Genomic DNA, 19,568 nt, shown 5'->3' with positions numbered 1-19,568 from the left:
GCCGATTGGCTTTGGCGGAACGACGTCCGGAGGTTTTGCCTGGTCCCGAATTCGCACACCCCTCTCAGCCCCGCCCCGGGGCCCCGAACACACGGGAGAAAACCCATGCGCACCACACTCGCCCGGCTGCTGGCCGCCCTCGCCGGCGCCGGCGCGGTCCTGGCCTCGCCCGCCGTCGCGGCCGCCGCGACCGGCACCCCCGCCGCCGACGGCTGCGATTCGCGCGGCATCAGCCTCTGCGGCGCCACCGCGTCCCTCGGCAGCCACGCCCTCGACGGCATCATCGGCAACGCCGTCTCCCCCGGTCCTGCCTCCGTCTCCGTCACTCACGGAGCTGGCCCCGACGGCGGCGGCCCCGGCGACAGCGCCGCCCTCGAAATCCCCGGCCTCACCGCGAGCGCCGACGCCACCGGTGCCGGCCTTGACGCCGACCTCCACGGCTCCGGACTAGACGCCACAGTCCACGCCCAAGCGGACACAGGCCAGCTCTCGGACGCTGCCAAGAGCATCCTCGACAATATTCTCGCGGCGGCACAAGCGTTCCTCGGCCAGCAGCCCATGCCGGTTCCTATGCCGGCTCCCATGCCGGTACCCCTGCCCGCTCCCGTGCCGGAACCGGCAGACGCCGGCTGACCCGCACTTCCGCCCCGTCGCCCCGGCTGCCGTCCGGCCCGCGCCACCGGCCGGACGGCACCCGGTCCGCGCAACCGTCCCGCGCCCCGCGGCTCCGGCCAGCGCCGCCCGCCACTCACAGACAGGAAAACCCGTGCGGCTGCTCATCCTCGACCCCCGCACCCGGCCCCCCGAACACCCCCCGCCCGCCGCCGCCGGCTTCGCCGCCCCCGTCCCCTACGACCCGCAGCGCATCACCGCCCGCACACACCGCGCCCACAGCCGCTGCACCTACTGCCTCGCCCCGCCCCTGAGCATGAAACACCTCCAGCCCGGCACCGGCACCAGCCGATGGCTGACACTGTGCGACCAGCACGACCGCCACCACCGCTGGCTCCAGTCCCCCGACGACCGCACCTGGTGGTACCTGGCACGAAACTCCCCGCCCGGCAACGGCCACTGGTGGCACCTGTACCCCCACCCCCGCCACCCGCCCAGCAGACAACCCCGCTGGCACCTCCTCGAAGCCCACACCACCCGCGCCCTAGAACTCGGCCCCCTGCATCCCTACCAAGCACGCGCCGCCACCGAACATATCCTCACCGCCGGCGGCACCCTGTGAACACACGCCGGCCACCACAACAACCGGCCGGAGCCGGACCGGGAACCGAGCCGCGCACGGAACGGCACCCGGCATAAAACCGCGCCCTCCGACCCCGCCCGCGAGATCCAGCACAAGCGTCCACGGCATCGCGAAAACCCGTCCGTGACACTGGCTGCGAACAAACGGCAGCATTGGCACACCGATGCGGACCAGACCGTGTCGCCGCCGCACACAACGACGATGACCGCGGAAATCCCTGTGCACTCAATAACTTTCACGGTGCGCCGGCGAGCAAGAAACCAATCTGATCGCCGACCGCGACCTCACCCGCACAACGAGGAGCCACAGCACGGCCGCACACTGCCCGAGCCGCGCCCACGAACCAGTCGCACAACACCGCGAACCGACCACGGTCCGGCACCCACCGAACCCGCATCTTCAGCCAGACAACGAAAGCGGAGCCAAGACCTACCCGGGCCCGAAACCCGGCCCGGACGGCGATCCGAATCCGCCGACGACGTCGACCACGTTCCACGAGACAGGCGAGACCGAGTCACACCGCGGCAAGCCAACCTGCTCCCGGCGGCGCGTGCCCTCGCGTTCTCGCTGCTCTCCGCGCTGTCGAAGAGCGGCCGGAAATGGGTCTGTCACCGGGGCCATCCCACGTATTCCCGGTGGATGCCCCAGAGCCGTGCGTACTCGCCGTTCGCGGCAAGCAAGGCCTCGCGGGTGCCTGTTTCCGCGATCTGGCTCTGGCGCGTGACCACGATCCGGTCTGCGGTTTGCGCGGTGGTGAGCCGGTGAAGGATGACCAGCGTGATGCGTTCGCAGCTGATCCGGCCCATCGCACGGTGCCGCGGTCGGGAGCGGCAGTCGCGGGTGCACGAGCGCGGCGCGGGCCAGCGCGATGAGCTGCCACTGTCCTGCGGAAAGGCCCCGCCATCGACCATGCGAACGGCCTATCCCCCGGGCAATCTCGCGATCATCCCGTCTGCACCCACGGACGCGACGGCGCCTTGCACGAACTCAAGAGCAAGGGCGGCAGGGTCGTCGGTTTGGTCAATGTCGTCAGCAGCTCGATCGCACGAGAATGCGGCAGCGGCATGTTCCTGCACGCCGGCCCCGAGTTCTCCGTCACGGCCCGCAAATCCTTCACCAACAGGGGAGTAGCGCTGGCCTTGCTCGCCCTGGAGCTCGGCAGGGTGCGAGACCTGTCCCCTGAGCGAGGACCGCCGCATGGTGAAAGGGCTCGCCGACCTGCCAGCCCGCATCGGCGAGATCCTCGCCACGGAAGACGACATCGCCGCGATCGCCGCACGCTACGCCGAGGCGGAGCACATGTTCTTCGTCGGCCGCGTGCGTGGCTGGCCGGTCGCCAGGGAAGGCGCGCAGAAGCTCAAGGAGATCTCCCACGTCCACGCAGAGGCGTACCAGCCGTCCGAACTCAAACACGGGCCACTGTGCCCGACGACGAACTGCTCGCCAAGAACATCTCGACCATCGAGGAAATCAAAGCCCGGGGCGGCCCGGTGATCGCGGTAACCGACGCCGCCTTGCCGCCCGGGCTCGCTAACGACGTGATCAAGATTCCCCGCGTACAGCCGGAACTCGCCCCGATCGTCCTGTCCATACCGCTGCAGCTTTCTCCGGCAACGGCGTTCGGGCGAAAGTCCGATTGTCGGCAGTCAGTGCCGAAACCGCGATCGGGGCGTTCCAACCTGGCCACGCATTACGGGATCACTCGGCCCGTCGTTGACGACCTGCATCCGCTCGTCCCGGAGATGAATCGTGCTGCCGTATCGGGTTCGTTCTTTTGCCAAGCGCGTCGATCGGCATTTCACATGCCGTCTTCACGAGCGTGCTCGGCACGCCCTGGACGGCATCGGTTCGGCTGGAGGCGTCGATCATACCGGCTGACGACACCGAACTCCCTGGCCAGAAGCGATGAAAGGCGACCGGGAATCCAGCACCCGGATTCTCCCCGAGGCCTCTTGCGGCTCGTGTTGCCTGCACAACCTGACGAGACCGGACAGCCGGGCCGCGCGGAGGGAGCAGCTCGTGGCTGACCTCCCTGCCGCGCGGCCCGGCATCTCCGGACGGTTCGGGCGTTCGCCGTCTCCGGTTATTGCGCTGCTGGCTTGGTAAAGGCGAGCCGGACGGTGACCGTGCCGCCGTCGAGCGCTTCGCCGGCCAGCGTGACGCTCGTGCCGGTGTCCGGCACCGCCACCGCGGTTCCCGGCAGCTTCTTCGCTGCCCAGAGGCGATCGTCGAAGACCGGTTGCGCGGGAGCCGACGGTGCGGAAATCCTGGCTTGGTACTTGATGTTGTCCTCGTTCCGGTTCAACCACCGCAGGTCCAGCGCGGGCGTGGGGGTCAGCGTGAAGGCCGCGTCGTACATCTGCACGGCGACGGGGGCCGCACGGCCGTCGTCGGACGAGATCTGGTCGGGGTGGGCGTCGATGGGAATCACCTGCCCGGCCCCGGGATGATCAGCCATCTTGTTGTCGGTGTAGGACCGGTTCCAGTACCACAGCAGCATTCCCGGCTCGTAGCCGAAGCGCTGCACGACGGAGCCGTCGGGATCGCTGCGGAAGTACGCTCTGCGCAGATCGGCGTTGTATCCGGTGTAACGCCGGTTCTCCGCCAGGTAGTAGCGGCCCTTGCCGTCCGGGCCCTTGGGCAGGATGACGACCAGCGCCTGCGGGTTGTCGCCCTGTTTCGCGTCGGATGCGTCCAGAGCGACATCGCCTCCCTCCCCGTAGCGGACGGCCGTGTAGTCCACCCAGCCGAGCATGAGCTTCTCCCACGGCCCGAATCCGGACGGCGCCGTGCCGATGGCGGTGTCCGAATCCGACAGCCACGACCCCTTGTCCATGATGGACCAGAAGCCCGCGGTGTTGTGGGTCTCACCGACGGTGTCGTAGAGGTCGGGCAGACCGAGGTCATGGCCGAATTCGTGCGCGATGACGCCGACCCCGGCGTTCTCCGGCTCGATGGTGTAGTCGGCGGCGCTGATCCCGGTGCCGCCGACGTCCACCGGATCCAGCGGCTCCGAGCTGTGCGACCAGATGTTGTCGCGGTACCGGGGGTCGTCCGTCTGATCGGGGCTGACTCCGGTCGCCTCGGCTCCGACCCCGGCGTGGATGATCGTCAGGTGGTCGATCCGGCCGTCCGGCTTGTCCTGGCGGGAGGCGCGGCTCCACGTGTCGAACGTGGCCAGTTCGGCCTTGATCTGGGCGTCGGACCACCCGGCGGCCTTGCGGTTGGCGACCCATCCGTTCATGCCGTCGGCGATGAGCTGGTCCAGCTCTCCGTAGTCGACGTTGTTGTAATAGGCCTCGCTGTGCGGGAGCTTGATCCACTCGGTCACCGAACCGGTCACGCCGAAGCGGCCCTGCGACTGCTGCCGGTAGAAGTCCTTGAAAGAGGGCGTCCGGTCGCCGAAGAACACGTCCTGGTAGTGCTGCCGGTCGAAGTCCGGGACCCAGTACGTCGAGTTGTCCTTCTTCGGGTCCGGGCGGGGGATCTGGTTGTGCACCGGGCCGGCCGGCCCGCCGATGGCGGGGGTCGTGTCGTCGCCGAACTCGACGGCCAGCACGAACACCTTGTGCGTCCCGACCGCCTTCAACGACTCCGCCGTGCCGGGCGCCGGGTCCGCGGAGCCGGACGCCGCGGCCGGACCGGACCGATGCCCCGCGGGACTGTCGGCAACCGCCGACAGCTCGCGTTCCACCTTGTCCGCGGCCGCCTGCCGGCGCACCTGCTCGGCAGGCGAGGGCCGGTCGTCCAGCCCGGCAAAGTCCGCCTCGCCGTCCGCCCGCGTCGCGGCCGTCCCGTGCCTCGTCGCCGCCTCGCGCCTCGCGGACGGTGTCGGAACCTCCGGACGCCCCGGCGCGGCCGCCGGTTCCGGCAGTGCCGGCCGGCCCTCCTGCTGCCGCGGCGCTTCCGCACCGCGCGGCACCGGGCCGTCGGCACGAGCCGCGCCCGGCTGCCCGCCGGCCTGGGGCGCGGCCCGGTCGATCAGAACCCCGTCGCCGACCAGCAGCCCGACGACCAGCAGTCCCGCCACCCCAGCGGCGATCTTGGCCCGAAGCCGTCTCTTGCTCACATTCATCCGCTCTCCTCTGTCGGAGTACCCGCCGTCAGGCCGCGACCGGCCATGGAACAACACCCGCAATACCGGAACAAACCGGACCGCCCCGCCGAGCGAATTCCCCTGGGGAGGGCGGCAAAACAACCGGAGAATCATTCCGTCGGTGGACATTTCGCGCTGAATCGCGAGTTCGGGTTTCTTGCCGAACAGCTGACCCTGCCGGAGAGACTAGGAAACCTTAAGCGAAGCTGAGTGTCAAGATTCAGTGCGTCGACCAGGCAAGCAAGTGCAATTGTTCATTCGGCAGCCATGACACTCGAACGGTCGCCTGATGATTTATTCAAGGTGTCTCACTCGAACAATGCCAGCTGCGACACGGAAATCCTCCCGCTATTTCCGCGGTCACAAATTCCTTCCTCCGCACTTACAGAAGGTAATCACGATTCGTGCGCAGGAGTCATGGCGGAGGCGAACTCGCGAGCGGGACGTCACGGCCAGGCCGCAGAAGCTCGGTGACGGCGCTGCTGGCGGCACGTGCGCCACCACATCGCCAATGCTAACGCCGTGTTCGGCAGGATCGGCGCTTTCGGGCCAGCGCGCGAACGCCCTGCGGACAACCGGAGCCGGGCGCCAATGGGACTCCGCAGGCCCTGTCGACCGGCTGCTGCGGAACGGCGGGCGTCGTGGCGGCGCGGCACGGTGCTCAGTCCGCAGCCGTCGGCGACGCAACAGGTCCGGACGGCGTGCCGTGACCGGAAGAGTCGGCATACCGGAGGTGCGGTCGCGTAGCGTCGGCCCAAGGCGCGGTGCCGGCCTTTCGGCCAACTCGTTTCCTCAGGCCGCCCTCTGAACCCGCCGCGCCCGTTTCTGAGCAACGGGCTCTCCGCAAGTCCGCGCGGTGCAGGCGGCTCGCCTCATGTTGCGCTCGGCCAAGGCGAGGGGATCGCCGTTCCCCGGCATCGGCAGCGGGTGGTCCGCACCTTCGCCGGATCGCCTTGTCCTCGGCGGCCCGCCAACCGCCGCCGCAGCGGTGCCGGACTTCCTTCCATGTGGCCCGGCGGTGTTTGCCTCGCAGCCATCCGAATACCTGTCGCCAGACGACGGCGCGCGGGTAGCGGAACGTCGCGTGCGACACCCCGGCCGGACGTAGGTGGTCCAGCCCCCCAGCAGCGAATTCAGTTGATGCAGCAGGACTTCGAGCGGCAGATTCATGTCTCCGCGCGCCTGGACAACGCCGAGACCGTCCTGGACGCGGTCTGAGACTACTGCGTGGAGCGGTCGGCGCCGTTCAAGTGCTTGTCCGGGCGGACGGCGTTGTTCATGCACGACGTCAAGTACGCCGGCCGCGGGGCAGCGGCAAATTCGCGACCCTCTGCCGACCGGCGAACTCCAGATGCGAAGGGCGCTGAAGGACCTGGACGCGGTGATCGGCGGCGAGCGAGCCCGGCCCGTACGTCCCGAGCGATCCGCGGCGGAATCAGGAGCCGCCGTACCTGCGCTACGGCGGATTCGCCAGATGATTCCTCGAGACTGGCGACGGCGACCGCGAACCGGCGATCGAGCCCCCGGACGGCACGCTCGCGCCCGGCGGTCGCACCCCTGGGGGTTCACGACGCTGAGGTCATCGCTGGCACAATTGAGGAGATGGCGCCGCTCGATCCTCACCGGGCCGAGACTATCGCCCGTATCGTCGATGATCTCCATGAGCAGGCATATACGTTGTGCACAGTGATCAAGCATATTTCGGCTGAAGACGAGTTTCGGTGCGCTGAGCGCCGTGGGCCAGGTCAGTGTGCGGCGAGCCGCGGCTAGGGCCGCGGCTTCATCAGCTTCGGGTATTCCTTCCGGAACTTCTCGATCATCGTCGCGGACGGAACGATCTTGTTCGGGTTGTCTTGCGTGAGGGCTTGCTTCTCGCCCCACGCAGCCGCGGCCTTGCGCTGCTCAGGAGTGCCGTGGCTGTGCTCGCAGTCGCCGTTGGAAGCGCTCAGGTAGGCGAACTCCTGCTGAGCGCGGGCATCCCACGCCGCGCCCTTCGCATGCGCGAGGAAATAGCCCGCGTAGGCGTCCGGACCCAGTTCCCCGGACTCGTCCTCCGGCGAGTTGTGGTGCGCGAAGTTAACCTGGTGTCCGTACTCGTGCGCCAAGGTCCCTTCCACCGAAACGTCGCCGAAGCCGGCCCGGGCGTCCAGCTCGAGCGCGCCGTCGCCCAGCACGATGCGCTTGCCGCCCGGGTCGCCGGGAGGCGACGCGAACGCGTTGAGCGACAGCAACGGGTTCCGTCCGCCCTGCAAGGCCGGCACCTCGTGCACCACCTTGCTCGCCAGCGCACCCGCTGCCGCGGCCCGCGCCGGGGCGAAGCCGCGCGCGAACGTCTGAGTCATCTTCTCCGGGCTGGCCGCGTCCGTGCCCTTGTGCGCCACCAGCTGAATGTTCCAGCTCTCGATGTCCCAGAACCCGCGCAGCTTGTCGATCGCGGCCGCGGCACGGGCCGTGTACTGGCCGTCGGTGCCGAAGACCTGCGGGGTCTTGTCGTTCGCGACAACCGACGCGTACAGGTAATCGAGACCGCCGATGACGTCCACCGCTCGCTTTTCCACATCCGTGAGCGGCGCCCTCAGCTTGTTGTACTCGGAATCCTGCGGCCCGGGGGTGCAACCCGGGATGGCGCCCGGCTCGCCTTCGGCTTTCCGGCCGGACCCGGAAACCGGCGCCTCGATCCGTGGCTTGGCCTCGCTCAGCGCGCTCGCTGAATACGTTGCCTTCAAGAGGTCCTCGTATTCCCGCTCCAGCTGCGCGATGTCCTTCTCCACCGACGAAGGCTTCGGCGCGGCCGCCGCCGGGACGGCCGCACCGGCCGCAGCCGCTACCAGAACGCCGACCGCGACAAAGGTCCTGCTGAGAGCTCGGGATCGTTGTGACACGAGATACCTTTCCTCCGGTTCACCTGCGCGAAGTCGCGAACGTAAGTCAATTTCCGCTCGGAGAACAGGTATGCGAGCTGAAACCCCAGCATCGAGCCAGAACTTTCGTAGTGACTCGGACCGCCTCATTCCCCGCATCCCGGAACATGAGCGAATAGTCAAGCTTCCCGTGAAAATCAATGCGCGGGTCGATTCCCCGCGGGCCGGCTCCGTCCAGGACGGTCAGAGATCCCGCATCGACCGAACCCGCATCTTCAGTCAGACAACAAAAGCGGAGCCAAGGCCTACCCGGGCCCGAAGCCAGGATCGGCTTTCGCTTTCAACGGCTAGGCCAGCGAACTCCCGGACAACTGCACCTGGATCTCGAGTTCCAGGCAGAGCCGACCTTCAGGCTCGAGGTCCTCCTTTTACGATCACGAACTTCGCGCCGGGGCTGGTAGCGCCGACCATCGGCAAGCGGGGTGAGACGCTCACAAGCCGCGCCCCACCCCGTGATCAGCTGCTGAAGACGAACAGCTCAGACGACTACTGGCAAAGCATTGCCGCGCCGCCTCCCGCCGCCGAGAACGTCACTCTTGGTCATCCGCCAAGACGCCCGGGTGGCACTCGACATGCCCCAGGTTGAACGACTTGCCCGCCACGCTGAGCGAAGCCGCATCGGCCGAGATGCCCCCATCGGGAAGGTCGTTCACCACGCCTGTACCAATGTTGACAATTCCCGGAGCGTCAAACCCCTTGCCGGCCACGGCTTGATTAATGTGCACCGGCGGGAACGGGGCCCACCCCGCGATGGAGATTTCGGCATCGATCTTCAGAGGGGACACTTCGGCGGCAGCCGGCGTACCGGCCGGGCCTGCCTGACAGCTTGTGCCAAGTCCGGACAAAGAGAATTTCGCACTTGCTTCAACATCGTAAGCAAAAGCCTTCGCCGCCAGCAGCAACCTCTTGCCCACGCCGTCCGGGACCCCGCCGATGATCGAATCGATCAGCTTCCCCGCCGTCAGCTTCACATCAACTCGCGCAGTCAAGGCGGCCGCCTTCGCGGTCGACACCCCCGTGGCCGGGTTTGCCGTGGTGTCAACCGCCAGCACGCCCCCGCCGACGCCGTCACCTTCCAGCAGAAGGTTGATGTCGCCGACGGGAATCGACACTGACTTTGCCGCGTTCCCAGGAACTTTGGCGCCCGGATCGGACTCCGGTGCCGCCGGGGCAGCGGCGGACAGGATGTTCGCCCCGCTCGGCCAGTACCTCAATGGAAGACTCCCAGACGCGCCGGCGATGTATCCGTAGGCACTGGGAGTGGCCTGCGCGGCGGCCGCCACCCCCGCCGTTCCCACTACCAGTCCGGCTCCCATCAGGCCCGTTGTCGCGCCGAGCGCGACGATCTGCCTCAATCGCATGAACATCATCCTTAAGGTCACCCGATCGAAGATAGACAAACCGCGACGAGCGAAGCGGCACCGTTGCGGTCGGAAGCATAGTGACCGACTTCCCGCGCAATGAGCAATATTTACCCCGAAGATCACCCTTTCGAACAATTGAATAACCATGATCGCGGACATGAGATAATCACGAAATTATAGTGATCCAGAAACCCGTTAAGACCATCGGCGAAGTTGGGATTTCCAGCGATGAGCGGCCCTCACCGCGCCGCAGGGCCCTTCGGAGAGCGCGCCGACCTCGTCCCCCGTGAGATCGAAGTGGCCGAGGCAGCCGACGCGAAGACGCTGCCGTCAACCTGGCCGGCAGCGGGTCGATCGCCGCGGCGAGTTCCGCGTCGACATCGGCCACCAGCGTGCCGTGCGCGATGCTCCGCATCTCTTGCCTGGCCAGCACGTGCGCAGCATGATCGACACGAGGTTGCGCCCGAGCCGATCGGGCAGATCGCGCGAAATGCGGGTGCGTTCCCCGTGCGATTTCGGCATTCTCCTCGGACAGCTCGACGGAGCGGCAGCGAACCCGGACGTCGGCCGTGCCCAGGATTGCGTGACCGAGACCAGCCCGGTGCCGGAATTGCTGCCCAAACCCACTCGCCGCGGGCCAGAACCAGCAAGAGCAGACCGGCTCACGGTGCCCGTGGGTTTCTGCACCTGAGGAAAAGGCGAATGCGAGGAAGACCGCGATCAACATGCTCGGCGCGATCGGCAACCAGGTTTCCGCAGCGGCATGCGCGCCGTGCGAACCACCAGCCGGTGCGGGCAGACCAGCGTCTGCACGGCATACCAGGCGGACTGGCCGATGTCATCGGTTTCGTCCAGGACCTTCGCCGCACTGGCGTGCTGGCTACGCCCAGGATGATCCCCAGCGATCCCGGCTGCGGCGAGCAAGAACGTGCGGCCGCCGACGCCACCTGTCCTCCAGCGGAGTGCGCTGCCGAACACCGGTCAAAATAAGCGTTCGCCGAAGTCCCGCCCTCCTGCCGCCGCATCGGCGCGCGATGTCAACCCTGCCGCACAGCCGCAGCGGCGGCATGCCGATCAACCCGCAGCGGATCTGTGCTCTGCTCGGCTCGAACGAGACGAGCGGGCAGGAGGGGCCCGCCAACTCCTGGCAGGCCCCTCCCGTGATCACTCTCCAGCTGCGGTTCTCAGTGCAGGCGACGCCAATGGCTTCCATCAGTACCGGCTGCTCGGGAACCTCCCCCGTCTCTCGTCTGACCGAGGCCGCCTCAGCCAGCGGGGAAGATCTGGCTCCAGGTTCGGGTCGAGATCGCCATCAGCAGCGCGTCGACATATTGCGCCACAGTGGGCGCCCGGCCGCTGCCCGCAGCTGGCTGAGCATCCGGCAGCTGTGGTCCTTCTTCGTATACGCGGTCCTCCTTCACCATGGGCGTGCCCTGGCAGACCACGTCGTTCCCGGGCAGCACCCCCTGTTGCAGGTATCGATTTACCGCGGCATCAGCGCATGAGTTGTTTCCGGCCACGCCGTGGTCGCCCGCGTTGATCACGGTCACCATGCGGGTCGCGGGGTTGTTTCGGTGCGCGGCGACGGCACCCTCATAGGCAGTGGCGGGGTCAAGCGTGTTTTGCAGCATGAGCGCGCCCGGCGCGGTTCGGCCGGTCACCGGCGTCAGGCCGACCGGCCGGTACGGCCAGTAATTACAGGGCTGAACGGCGAAGCCGGAACCAATCAGCGAATTGCCGTTGGCGGCCTGCTTCCTGGCGAAATCGACCCAGTAATCCTCGCCACGCCAGGCGGTGTCGTTGCAGGTGATCGCAGTGAACACCGCATTGGACTCGACCGGTGGGGTGTTTTCGGGGAAGATCTTCTTCACGGCGTCGACGATCCAGGAAAGCACGGAGCCGCCCTCCACCGGCTTTCCGCTCCGCACCGCCTGGTCCAGCTCATGCAGTTTCCCTGCCTGCTCCTCAAAGGAGGACGAGCTGTACAGCGAGGACGTCACGGCCGCGTCCAACTGATCTGGCGTCAGGCGGCCGAGCTTGCCGCTTCCGGCGGCCGCGCGAATCGCCTCATAGGTTTTGCCGACCGCTTCCGGCGTGTCGCCGAGATGATACTTCGAGTCATGCCGGGCCGCCCACGGAAGGAACTGCTTTTCGAACCGCCGCTGCACCGACATCGGCTGCGTCTCGAAGGTGGCTTGCCAGCCGTCGGAGAACTGGGCATTGGAATCCAGGACGAACCGGCCCGCTCGCTCCGGGAAGAATTTCTGATACTGGGCACCGAGCCACGTTCCGGCAGAAGTGCCCTGATAGTCGATGGTTCGCGCGCCCAGCAGCGCTCTCCCCAGATCCATGTCCCGGACCGTCTGCTCAGTGGTGAGATAGGGCAGGAGGTCACCGTGCTTCGCCGCGCAGACGGCAATCCACTTCTTCACGTTCGCACGCGCTTTTGCGATCGCGACGTCGGACAGGTCCCGAGAGTCGGCCGACGGCTCCGCTCCATCCGACGGATCCGCTTCATTGTCATCGCAATCCACCCGCGTGCCCAACCCGGTCCCCCGTGGATCCACCGCCACGAAATCATGGTCGAGCAGCAACTGCGGTTGCTTGATCGCGGTAGCCGCCGGCATCGGGAACCCGGCTCCACCCGGCCCCCCAGGATTGATGAACAGCTCCCGCTTCGGGCCGAAATTATCGTCGCGGGCAACCTGGGTAATTCCGACCTTGATATCACCCAAATCCTGATGATAGTAATCCTTGGGCGCGAGGAACGTTCCGCATTTCTGCCGGACCGGCGTCGGAGCCATCGCCGCCAATGTCTTGTTCAACCCCGGACAGTCGCCCCATGCGATCTGCTGGTCGAGATATCTTTTCGCAAGGACAGGGGCACTCTCCTCGGCACTGGCCGGAGCAACCTGCGCTTCACGGACCTGGACGTAGATCGCGTACACCGCGTCGAACGGCCCGGCCCCTTTGCTTTCCTCCGCGACACGTTGATGCCGACCTCGCCCGCAGCATCGGAAACCACCGGGTCAGGCCGAATGCCCGTTCCGGACATTCGCCGACTCTCGACCCGGCTCGACCTGGTTCTTTTCGTCCGGGCCGGTCGACGCCAGCCGTCGCGCCGTCCCCTCAGCGACCATCACCGCCGCGGCGGCCTGCTCCGGCGGCAGGTCCAGCGTCGGCTTGGCCTCACTTTTGCGTAGATTCACCAGGCCCGATGTCATCACTCACAGTGCCCCTCCCCACAGACTTCAGCCCGGCGTGCCGGGCCGGAAACTCCGATCTTGAAACAGTCCGGTGACCCGCGGCGGGAGTCAGGAGGCTGTCTCGGCAGTGGGATCGTCCTCGTCGAGGTCGGTGGTGCCGAAGGGCAGTTACTGGGCGATGCCAGGCAGGCGGTGGGGATCGGCGAGTCCGAGGATGAGGCCGTGGCCGCGGTCGAAGCGGTGCACCGGACAGCGCTTGGCGACCTCCTTGTCGAGATCGTTGTCGACCACGATGAGCTGGCAGGGGCCGCTGGTCCACGACCTGGACGACGCATCCGGCCGCTCAAGCGGCGCGCTCCCCCCTCCGCGCATCTCGCACACGGGGGTGCGCGGAGCGTCGACGGCGTGCTGGATCAGCTCGCACAACCGGTCCAGCAGACCGCGCAACCGGGTGGTCGGGTACTTGCCCGGGTTCCCCGCCAGCTCCAGTTGCACGGCGCCGCCGGGTGCCGGCTGGCAGGCAGTCAGCTCCAAATCATGGACCGGCCCGCAGTTCCACGGGTGGACCGAGGCGTCAACGTCGCCGAAGTCAGGGCACGCCGCGCCGAACAGGAGCATGTTCCCCGGCACCGGCCGGGAGGAACGTCCCCGCCGAACCAGGTCGCGGCGCACCTGTTCACGCCGGTACCGCTGGTGCGGCAACGCACGCCGGACGCGCCGCGGCGGGGACCGACTCCAAGGTGTCGTCCGAGCCCACGAACAGCCGCAGCGGCAGCCTGTTGGCCAGGACCCCCGTCGTGCGCCGCAAGGTGTCGGAGACCCGCCCGGCCGCGCTCAGTTCGTTCAGAACCTCGTCGCCGCCCAGCAGCACTGACAGGCAGCCGGCGATCATCGCGGCAGCCCCGGGACTCTCCCGGTGCCGCGGACTCGACCGCGGCCGACAGCCGTTCGGGCAGGCAGCAACGAACACGCGCGGGAGCCTCGGCCGGCACCGGTGTGCCCGGCAGTCCCGCGAAATCGGCCAACGCCGACTACCAGTAGTCGGCGTCCGAACGACGGACCTCTCCCACCGCGACGTCCTCGGGAGCCAGAGGGACTTCTCCGGCTCCGAGGGCACGGTAAGCCTCCGCGACGCGCCACAGCCGCCATCGGCCGGTGTAGCCGTCCGCGACCACGTGATGAGCGCGCCTGGCCAGCAGGTGTCGATGTGGGGACACCGCGACCAGGGCGAGCGTCCACGCTCGGTCCTCGGGGGTGAGAACCGGCCCGGACAACCACTCCCGCAGCCATCGCCATCCCGTCGTGAGTGTGTTCGCCCGGCCGGTCAGGTCGACGACTGCGGGGATGGCGCGAGGCCGGAGGCACTTCGCGAAACGTGTCCGGCCCCGTCCTCGACCACGATCCAGTCGGCCGTCTCGCTCCTCGACCCACCGGACGGCGCGGGCGAGGCGGTCCGCGCGAGGTTCCCGGTCAGCACGACGATCTCGCCGACCAGATAGGGATCCCGTCTCCCCAGCGGGGCCTGGGCCAGCCAGATCTCCTCCTGCGCCGAGGACAGCAGGGAAGCCGCGGGCTGTTCGGACTCCGGTCGTGCCTCGGTCACGCCGGTTCCTCCCCGCGGATGCGCGGGCGCAGGTCGAGGACGCCTTTGAGCATGCACCGCTCGCCCCAGAACGCGTAGCGCCCGTGCAGGACCTTGCGGTTGTGCACGAACACCGCGTCCCCCGGCGCGAGCCGGATCTGTTCGACCAGGCCGCCGTCCACGAGCCGCTGCTCGCAGAAGTCGGCGAACCGGGCGCACATCCGGACTACTTCGGGCGGGTTGTCCCCGGCGACTCTGGTGCTGCTCCAGTTGAACACCGGGTCGCCTCCTTCGTAGTCGATGACCCGCCGGGTCACCACCCGTTCGCCCTTGGAAAAGCGGACCTCCACGTTCAGGAGCGCGCGCAGCAACGCCGGATCGCTGGCCGAGAGGTACTCCACTACGGTGGTGCCGTCCACGGCGAAGGTCGCACCGCCGAAGCGGGCGGCGGCACGGCAGCGGATGAAGAAGACGTCGAAGTCCACGTCGCTGTACACACCGTCGACGTGCAGCGGCATCCGGCCGTTGCCGTAACGGTAGCGCGAGCCGGCCGCCAGATCGGGGTCGTAGCGGATGTCCAGCCGGCCGGGCTTGTCCAGCCCGCCGGGGTCTTCGTCACGGAAATGGAAATGGAAATGACCGAGCGCGCTGGCCAGCCGCCAGTAGAAGGCGTCGCTGTCGACATCGGCGGCTCTGCGCAGCACCACCACCTTGTGCTCGGCGAGTGCTTCGCCGACGACGTCCACGGTGTCCCCGCCCGGCTGTTCGACGACCTCAGCAAGAAAGCGCACCAGCTTCTCCTACCAGGCGTTTCCGGCTTGGCGCTCCGTCATCGCTGACCGGCACGCGGTGAATCTCGCGCCGCTGACCGTGGTAGTCGTTGAGCGCGTAGTGCTGCACGCAGCGGTTGTCGATCATCACGACCAGTCCGGCCGCCCATCGCACCCTGCTGACGAAACGCGGGGCGACCACCTGCCGGAACAGCTGTTCGATCAGCTCAGCCGCCTCGGCGTCGGCCAGCCCGGCCACTCCGGTCAGGGGGCAGGCGCTGACATAGAGCCCCTTGCGGCCGGTCAGCGGGTGGGTGTGCACCAGCGGGTGAAGGAAGGCCTTGCCGGCGCGTGCGGTGTCGTCGACTCGCTGCACGTCTCCGATGGCGAACCGGGGACCCGCGCTGCCGTGGACCTTGGATGCGGTGAAGAGCCCGTCGAACTCGCCGGGTTCGAGCCGGTCGAGTCGCACGCCGCTGACGCGCGGCGCGATGTTGCCAACTTTCACGACACCTCCAGGTGCTTCGGCACGAGGGCCCGTCCGGCGGCGAACCCGGACTCCAATCGTGGGAACCTTCGCCGTGAACAGGCCCGGTCCGGCAGCCCGGTATCCGCGCGCTGCCGGGGGTGAGGCCGACCCCCGAGCCGGCGGGGGATCGCCACTCGGCACCTGGTGTCCCGTGCCCCGTCGAGTGCGGCGCAATTCGGGGAACGCTGCTGAGCAAGGGCGCTGCTGGCGTCGCGTACCGACGCGTCCTCCAGGACCGGCTCGCCCGCGCCGCCGCCCCCCAGTCGTGGACTCACGGTCGTGTTCGCCGCCGAGGCAGGCCCCGCTTCCGCGCCATCCCAGGCCGAGCTGCATCCGCGTCCAGCCGGCGGCGCGAAACCGGCGATCCCGGATACGCACCACCGCCTGGCCGGCAGCTTTGCCTTGTGCCTGGCCAGGCGCGCCGTGCGGGTGACGAAGCTGGCAGGGGCACCAGCGGAAAGCGCATGTCCGCCCCCGCGCAGCCGACCTTTCAGCCCTGACCCGGTGCCGCTGCCGGGCGCCGGTTTTGCGGGCCCCGCCATGTTCATCGTCTCCTCGGGGTTCAGGCTCGCGGGTCGGGAAGCCACGTCCTGACGACCCCGCACTTCCGCGGTTTGGCCAATCGCGCGCCGGACATCACTTCGTCATGGGTTCGCACGGGGTCCTGCCTCCACGCCTCCAACTGGTCGAGGTCCAGCGACGACCGCCGCCGCCACGGCAGCCCGGGATAGCCCGCGGGCACGGACGTGATGGTCGGCACCGGGAGGCGCTCGCAGTAGAGACGGCCGGCCCAGAGATCTCCGCTGCCGTCCAGCACGCCGACGCGGTCGCGATCGACCAGCCTGGCCGCCGGCAGCTCCTGCGGGAAACGGAGGCTGTTCTCCGCGCCGGGCAGGTCGTTGTGCTCTATCCAGTCGACCAGTTCGTCCTGCCGCCGGTTGAGCCGCTCGTCGGCATAGACCGAACTCATCACGACCGGCACCGCGGTCCCGCCCGCGTCCCGATAAGCCAGCATTCCCGCGAGCCGTTGGCGGAGCTGGCCGGGAGTGTCCATCGCGCTCACCGACACCCGCAATTCCGCGCCGGCCCCGGCCAGCCCGGCAAGGCTGTCGGCATCGACCGAGCGGAAGTACTTGGTGACGAACACGGTGCACCGGCCGGAGTCCCGGACGAGTTCGGCGAGCAGGCGCGCCTTCGGCCAGTTCCACGAGGCGTCGCTGTTCCAGCCATTGCGCAGGAACCGCTGTTCGGCAGGCAGCGCGAGCAGGTCCGCGCGCAGCACGTCGGGATCGAGCAGATTCTCCACGCGAGTGCCGAAGTCGTAACCGGCGGCGAACGCGCCGCGGGCGGCGAAGCAACTGCCGTAGCAGATCTGGGTCGCGGGCAGGCAGCCCAGATAAAGGTCTGACGTGATGCTGTCGAAAGGCAGCCCGCCCCGGCGCCCCGCCCGGATCGTGACTGGGTCGGGCACCCCAAGAGTACGACCCGCCACCATGACCGCGGAACTCTCCGCGATCGCCGCACGGACGGCCCGGATCGCCGAAGGCGCGACGGAGGCTGCCGGTCCCTGGCCGAGATTCATCACGGTCCTCCTCATTCCGCGCTGGACGTCGCGGCAGCGCACTCGGAGACCACTTCGCCCGACGGGACGGCAAAGATCTCCTCCGGAGCGAAAACTTTGGCGGCCTTGAGCCACCGCCGACCCTGGAACCGCTCACGGCGGTGCAGCAATTGCGTGTTGTCGTAAAGGGCGAAATCCCCCGCCTGCCACCGGTGGGCATAGATCCGGGACGGCTCCAGCAGCCGGCTCAGCACCCGTTGCTTGAGAGCCGCCGACTCGTCTGCCGCCAACCCGGTGAACCCGAGAGTGTTGTCGCTGACGTAGGCATAGTGCCGGTCCCCGGTGCGGCTGGTCAGCAGCGCGGGATGCGACACCCGCACCCGAGGCGCGTTGTCGTGGTTGAACGCCGGCTCGTACACTGCCCGCCGTCCGGCCAGATCGGCGACCGTGGCCTCGTCCAGCCCGGCCGACTCGACGTCCGCGGACACGAAACTGGTCGCGCCCCCGGACGCGGCCGGAACCACACAGTAAAGCACCGCCAGGGTCGCGGGGCGCTCGCGGTGCTGCTGGTCTGAGTGCCAGTAGTCGGTGTCCGCCCCGGGGAAGCCGATGAACTGGCCGTCTTCGTCGCGCAGATTGGACAGGTAGCTGATCTCGGGGTGCTCCGGGGAGAGACACACCTTGCGCGACGACTCCTCCAGCGGGCCGATCCGCCGCGCCAGCGCGTGCAAGTCGCCGTCGTCCAGGCACTGACGGCGAAACACCACCAGCCCGGCCCGCTCGACCAGGCGCAGCGCCTCGGCCAGTTCGCCAGACGAGCAGTCCTGCAGCGCGCCGCCGCTGACCTGCAGGCCCAACGAGCGAGACAGCGATGCAACCTTCATGGTTCCTCCAGATCAGCAAGCAGTGACAGGCGCCCCACGCCGGGCTGGACAAGACTGCGAGGCCCGGCTCCGGCAGGCGGCCCCAGCAAACACGCCGGACCGTCGCCATGCGGTGCGCGATGAGCAGCACAGAACGGCCGCCGGCGGCTTCGCGCCGCGGCCAGTGCACGAGGTGATTCGACGTCGGTTTACCCTCCCGCGCGAGCCCTCGACTTTCTTCAAGCCCGCCAAGCAAACATGCGCCCCTCGAAATCTCTCTCGGACTTCATCGACAGGGCCTCCGCGCACAGTTCGACTGTTACGGAAACAAAGCCCGGGACGCACAGATTCTCGTGCGCCCCGATTGCCGACTTCCGATACGGTGCGGAGACCGCACCGGCCGACGAGGCAAAGGCCGAGCGTTCCTTTGTCGCGATGGTACGCACTTTCGAACGCGGCGTCCCGATACGATGGAAATGATTTCCGTCGCCCAAAAGCAATGCGCAGAACCCGCGCGCCGTCCGGTCGCCGGCACCCAGGACCGCCTGCGGCTCCCACGCAGTTTGAACCATTCGACGGGCCGCTACAAGCGCTCCGCGCATTAACACCGGCGAAGGCGATCACCGACGCACCCGCCGAATCGAGGACTTCGACCGCTCCCGGGCATGCGAATGCCGAAGGAGCCCGCGAGGCCCGGTCCATACATGTCATCTCCTCCACTGCTCACCCCCTGGGATCGAATCGCGTCCCGGCATCGCCGCTCATTGCGACCTCGACAGAACGCCGCACACCAGCCTTCGCCGAACCAACCTGTCGCAGTTCACGCTCTGCCGCCGCGTCACGCAAGCCTCGAACAGGTGACGAAAACCTGTTCGTCCAGGCGACATCGAAGCCGCTATTGTTTTGGTGATAAATTCATTCACCTGAAGGGCGTGCCAATGGCCGGATTTCTCTTCCCGTCGACGGCTGGTTGTTGTTCCCGCCGGCGTGCGACTGCGGAAGACCGGCTTCACGAGGACGATGCGGGTCTTCGTACGAGGCCGACGCCTTTGCCTTGAAGGACGCGTTCGGACTGGCCTGCGGCCGCTCCCCGCGCCCGTCCACGCCCTCGGGTCTCGCAGTGGCGCTCCGGCTGATCCCTGCTGCTACCGGCAAGTGAACACGACGTTCCCGGACGCTCCCGCGACATCGCGCAAGACCTCGAGGCACCGCCGTGCGCGACCACCCCTGCACCGGGTGGACGAGCTGACAATGTCCGATCCGCGGCGGCAAGACAAGCACCGCGGCCTGTCAGCCCAGCCGGACGCGTTGAACGACAAGATCTCCTCGCTCGACGCCGTCCGCAGCACCCGGGCTTCGAAGAAAGCGCGGCCACCGCGAAGCGCAGCAGTTCGGAAAGAACCAAGCTGCCGCCGAGGGCC

At 68.0% G+C, this 19,568-nt stretch carries 17 protein-coding genes; 3 read left to right on the top strand and 14 right to left on the bottom strand.

Translation table 11 applies throughout. The features are described from left to right. Positions 1 to 105 precede the first annotated feature (105 nt). Both SSMG_RS00445 and SSMG_RS00440 read left to right on the top strand, forming a co-directional pair. On the top strand, positions 106 to 633 hold the full coding sequence (locus SSMG_RS00445) for a hypothetical protein (RefSeq protein ID WP_009071702.1): 528 nt from the start codon (positions 106 to 108) through the stop codon (positions 631 to 633). A 133-nt stretch (positions 634 to 766) separates the two neighbouring features. Next, entirely contained in the window at positions 767 to 1,234 is a 468-nt protein-coding gene (locus SSMG_RS00440) for a hypothetical protein (RefSeq protein ID WP_009071701.1), read from the top strand. A gap of 629 nt (positions 1,235 to 1,863) precedes the next feature. Here the strand turns inward: SSMG_RS00440 and SSMG_RS00435 are convergent. Further along, positions 1,864 to 2,166, bottom strand: coding sequence for a hypothetical protein (locus SSMG_RS00435; RefSeq protein ID WP_158687972.1), 303 nt, complete (start codon positions 2,164 to 2,166; stop codon positions 1,864 to 1,866). 286 nt (positions 2,167 to 2,452) lie between these two features. Between SSMG_RS00435 and SSMG_RS46590 the strand changes: the two genes are divergently transcribed. Further along, a complete protein-coding gene (locus SSMG_RS46590; RefSeq protein ID WP_009071698.1) occupies positions 2,453 to 2,749 on the top strand; it encodes an SIS domain-containing protein in 297 nt (98 codons plus the stop codon). A 589-nt stretch (positions 2,750 to 3,338) separates the two neighbouring features. On the opposite strand, the gene SSMG_RS00425 is transcribed toward SSMG_RS46590, so the two are convergent. The 13 genes from SSMG_RS00425 to SSMG_RS00365 all read right to left on the bottom strand — a co-directional run bounded on the left by SSMG_RS00425 (position 3,339) and on the right by SSMG_RS00365 (position 18,168). Next, the gene (locus SSMG_RS00425) at positions 3,339 to 5,330 is read right to left on the bottom strand and encodes a M6 family metalloprotease domain-containing protein (RefSeq protein ID WP_037712104.1); all 1,992 of its coding nucleotides are present in this window, start codon (positions 5,328 to 5,330) and stop codon (positions 3,339 to 3,341) included. Between the two features lie 1,787 nt (positions 5,331 to 7,117). Continuing rightward, on the bottom strand, positions 7,118 to 8,122 hold the full coding sequence (locus SSMG_RS00415; protein ID WP_234392794.1) for a hypothetical protein: 1,005 nt from the start codon (positions 8,120 to 8,122) through the stop codon (positions 7,118 to 7,120). 680 nt (positions 8,123 to 8,802) lie between these two features. Further along, positions 8,803 to 9,795: a hypothetical protein gene (locus tag SSMG_RS00410; protein ID WP_234392793.1), complete on the bottom strand. Its 993-nt coding sequence runs from the start codon at positions 9,793 to 9,795 to the stop codon at positions 8,803 to 8,805. A gap of 1,106 nt (positions 9,796 to 10,901) precedes the next feature. After that, positions 10,902 to 12,584 carry an alpha/beta hydrolase gene (locus tag SSMG_RS00405; protein ID WP_009071689.1) on the bottom strand — a complete coding sequence of 561 codons (1,683 nt, stop codon included), beginning with the start codon at positions 12,582 to 12,584 and terminating at the stop codon, positions 10,902 to 10,904. A gap of 81 nt (positions 12,585 to 12,665) precedes the next feature. Further along, on the bottom strand, positions 12,666 to 12,845 hold the full coding sequence (locus SSMG_RS00400; RefSeq protein WP_158687971.1) for a hypothetical protein: 180 nt from the start codon (positions 12,843 to 12,845) through the stop codon (positions 12,666 to 12,668). A gap of 165 nt (positions 12,846 to 13,010) precedes the next feature. Beyond that, complete coding sequence (locus SSMG_RS00395) at positions 13,011 to 13,460, bottom strand: hypothetical protein (RefSeq protein WP_037712093.1); 450 nt, start codon at positions 13,458 to 13,460, stop codon at positions 13,011 to 13,013. 58 nt (positions 13,461 to 13,518) lie between these two features. Then, a complete protein-coding gene (locus tag SSMG_RS00390; RefSeq protein WP_037712090.1) occupies positions 13,519 to 13,734 on the bottom strand; it encodes a hypothetical protein in 216 nt (71 codons plus the stop codon). Between the two features lie 139 nt (positions 13,735 to 13,873). Further along, positions 13,874 to 14,116: a hypothetical protein gene (locus SSMG_RS45165; RefSeq protein ID WP_009071682.1), complete on the bottom strand. Its 243-nt coding sequence runs from the start codon at positions 14,114 to 14,116 to the stop codon at positions 13,874 to 13,876. Between the two features lie 50 nt (positions 14,117 to 14,166). Beyond that, entirely contained in the window at positions 14,167 to 14,445 is a 279-nt protein-coding gene (locus tag SSMG_RS00385) for a hypothetical protein (RefSeq protein ID WP_009071681.1), read from the bottom strand. Further along, the gene (locus SSMG_RS00380; protein ID WP_009071679.1) at positions 14,442 to 15,215 is read right to left on the bottom strand and encodes a TauD/TfdA family dioxygenase; all 774 of its coding nucleotides are present in this window, start codon (positions 15,213 to 15,215) and stop codon (positions 14,442 to 14,444) included. The genes SSMG_RS00385 and SSMG_RS00380 overlap by 4 nt, the downstream gene beginning before the upstream one ends. Then, positions 15,199 to 15,702: a TauD/TfdA family dioxygenase gene (locus SSMG_RS45160; protein ID WP_050788098.1), complete on the bottom strand. Its 504-nt coding sequence runs from the start codon at positions 15,700 to 15,702 to the stop codon at positions 15,199 to 15,201. Before SSMG_RS45160 ends, SSMG_RS00380 begins: the two co-directional genes overlap by 17 nt. Positions 15,703 to 16,285: 583 nt before the next feature. After that, positions 16,286 to 17,305 (bottom strand): hypothetical protein, encoded by a 1,020-nt coding sequence (locus SSMG_RS00370; protein WP_009071675.1) that lies wholly within the window; start codon positions 17,303 to 17,305, stop codon positions 16,286 to 16,288. An 11-nt stretch (positions 17,306 to 17,316) separates the two neighbouring features. Then, positions 17,317 to 18,168, bottom strand: a complete 852-nt coding sequence (locus SSMG_RS00365; protein WP_009071673.1) for a TauD/TfdA family dioxygenase — start codon at positions 18,166 to 18,168, stop codon at positions 17,317 to 17,319. Positions 18,169 to 19,568 lie beyond the last annotated feature (1,400 nt).

The organism is Streptomyces sp. AA4, assembly GCF_000158875.1.
In the GTDB taxonomy this organism is placed as follows: domain Bacteria; phylum Actinomycetota; class Actinomycetes; order Mycobacteriales; family Pseudonocardiaceae; genus Amycolatopsis.
Note: the sequence above shows the minus strand (reverse complement) of the source record. Positions and strands in the feature narration are given on the sequence as shown.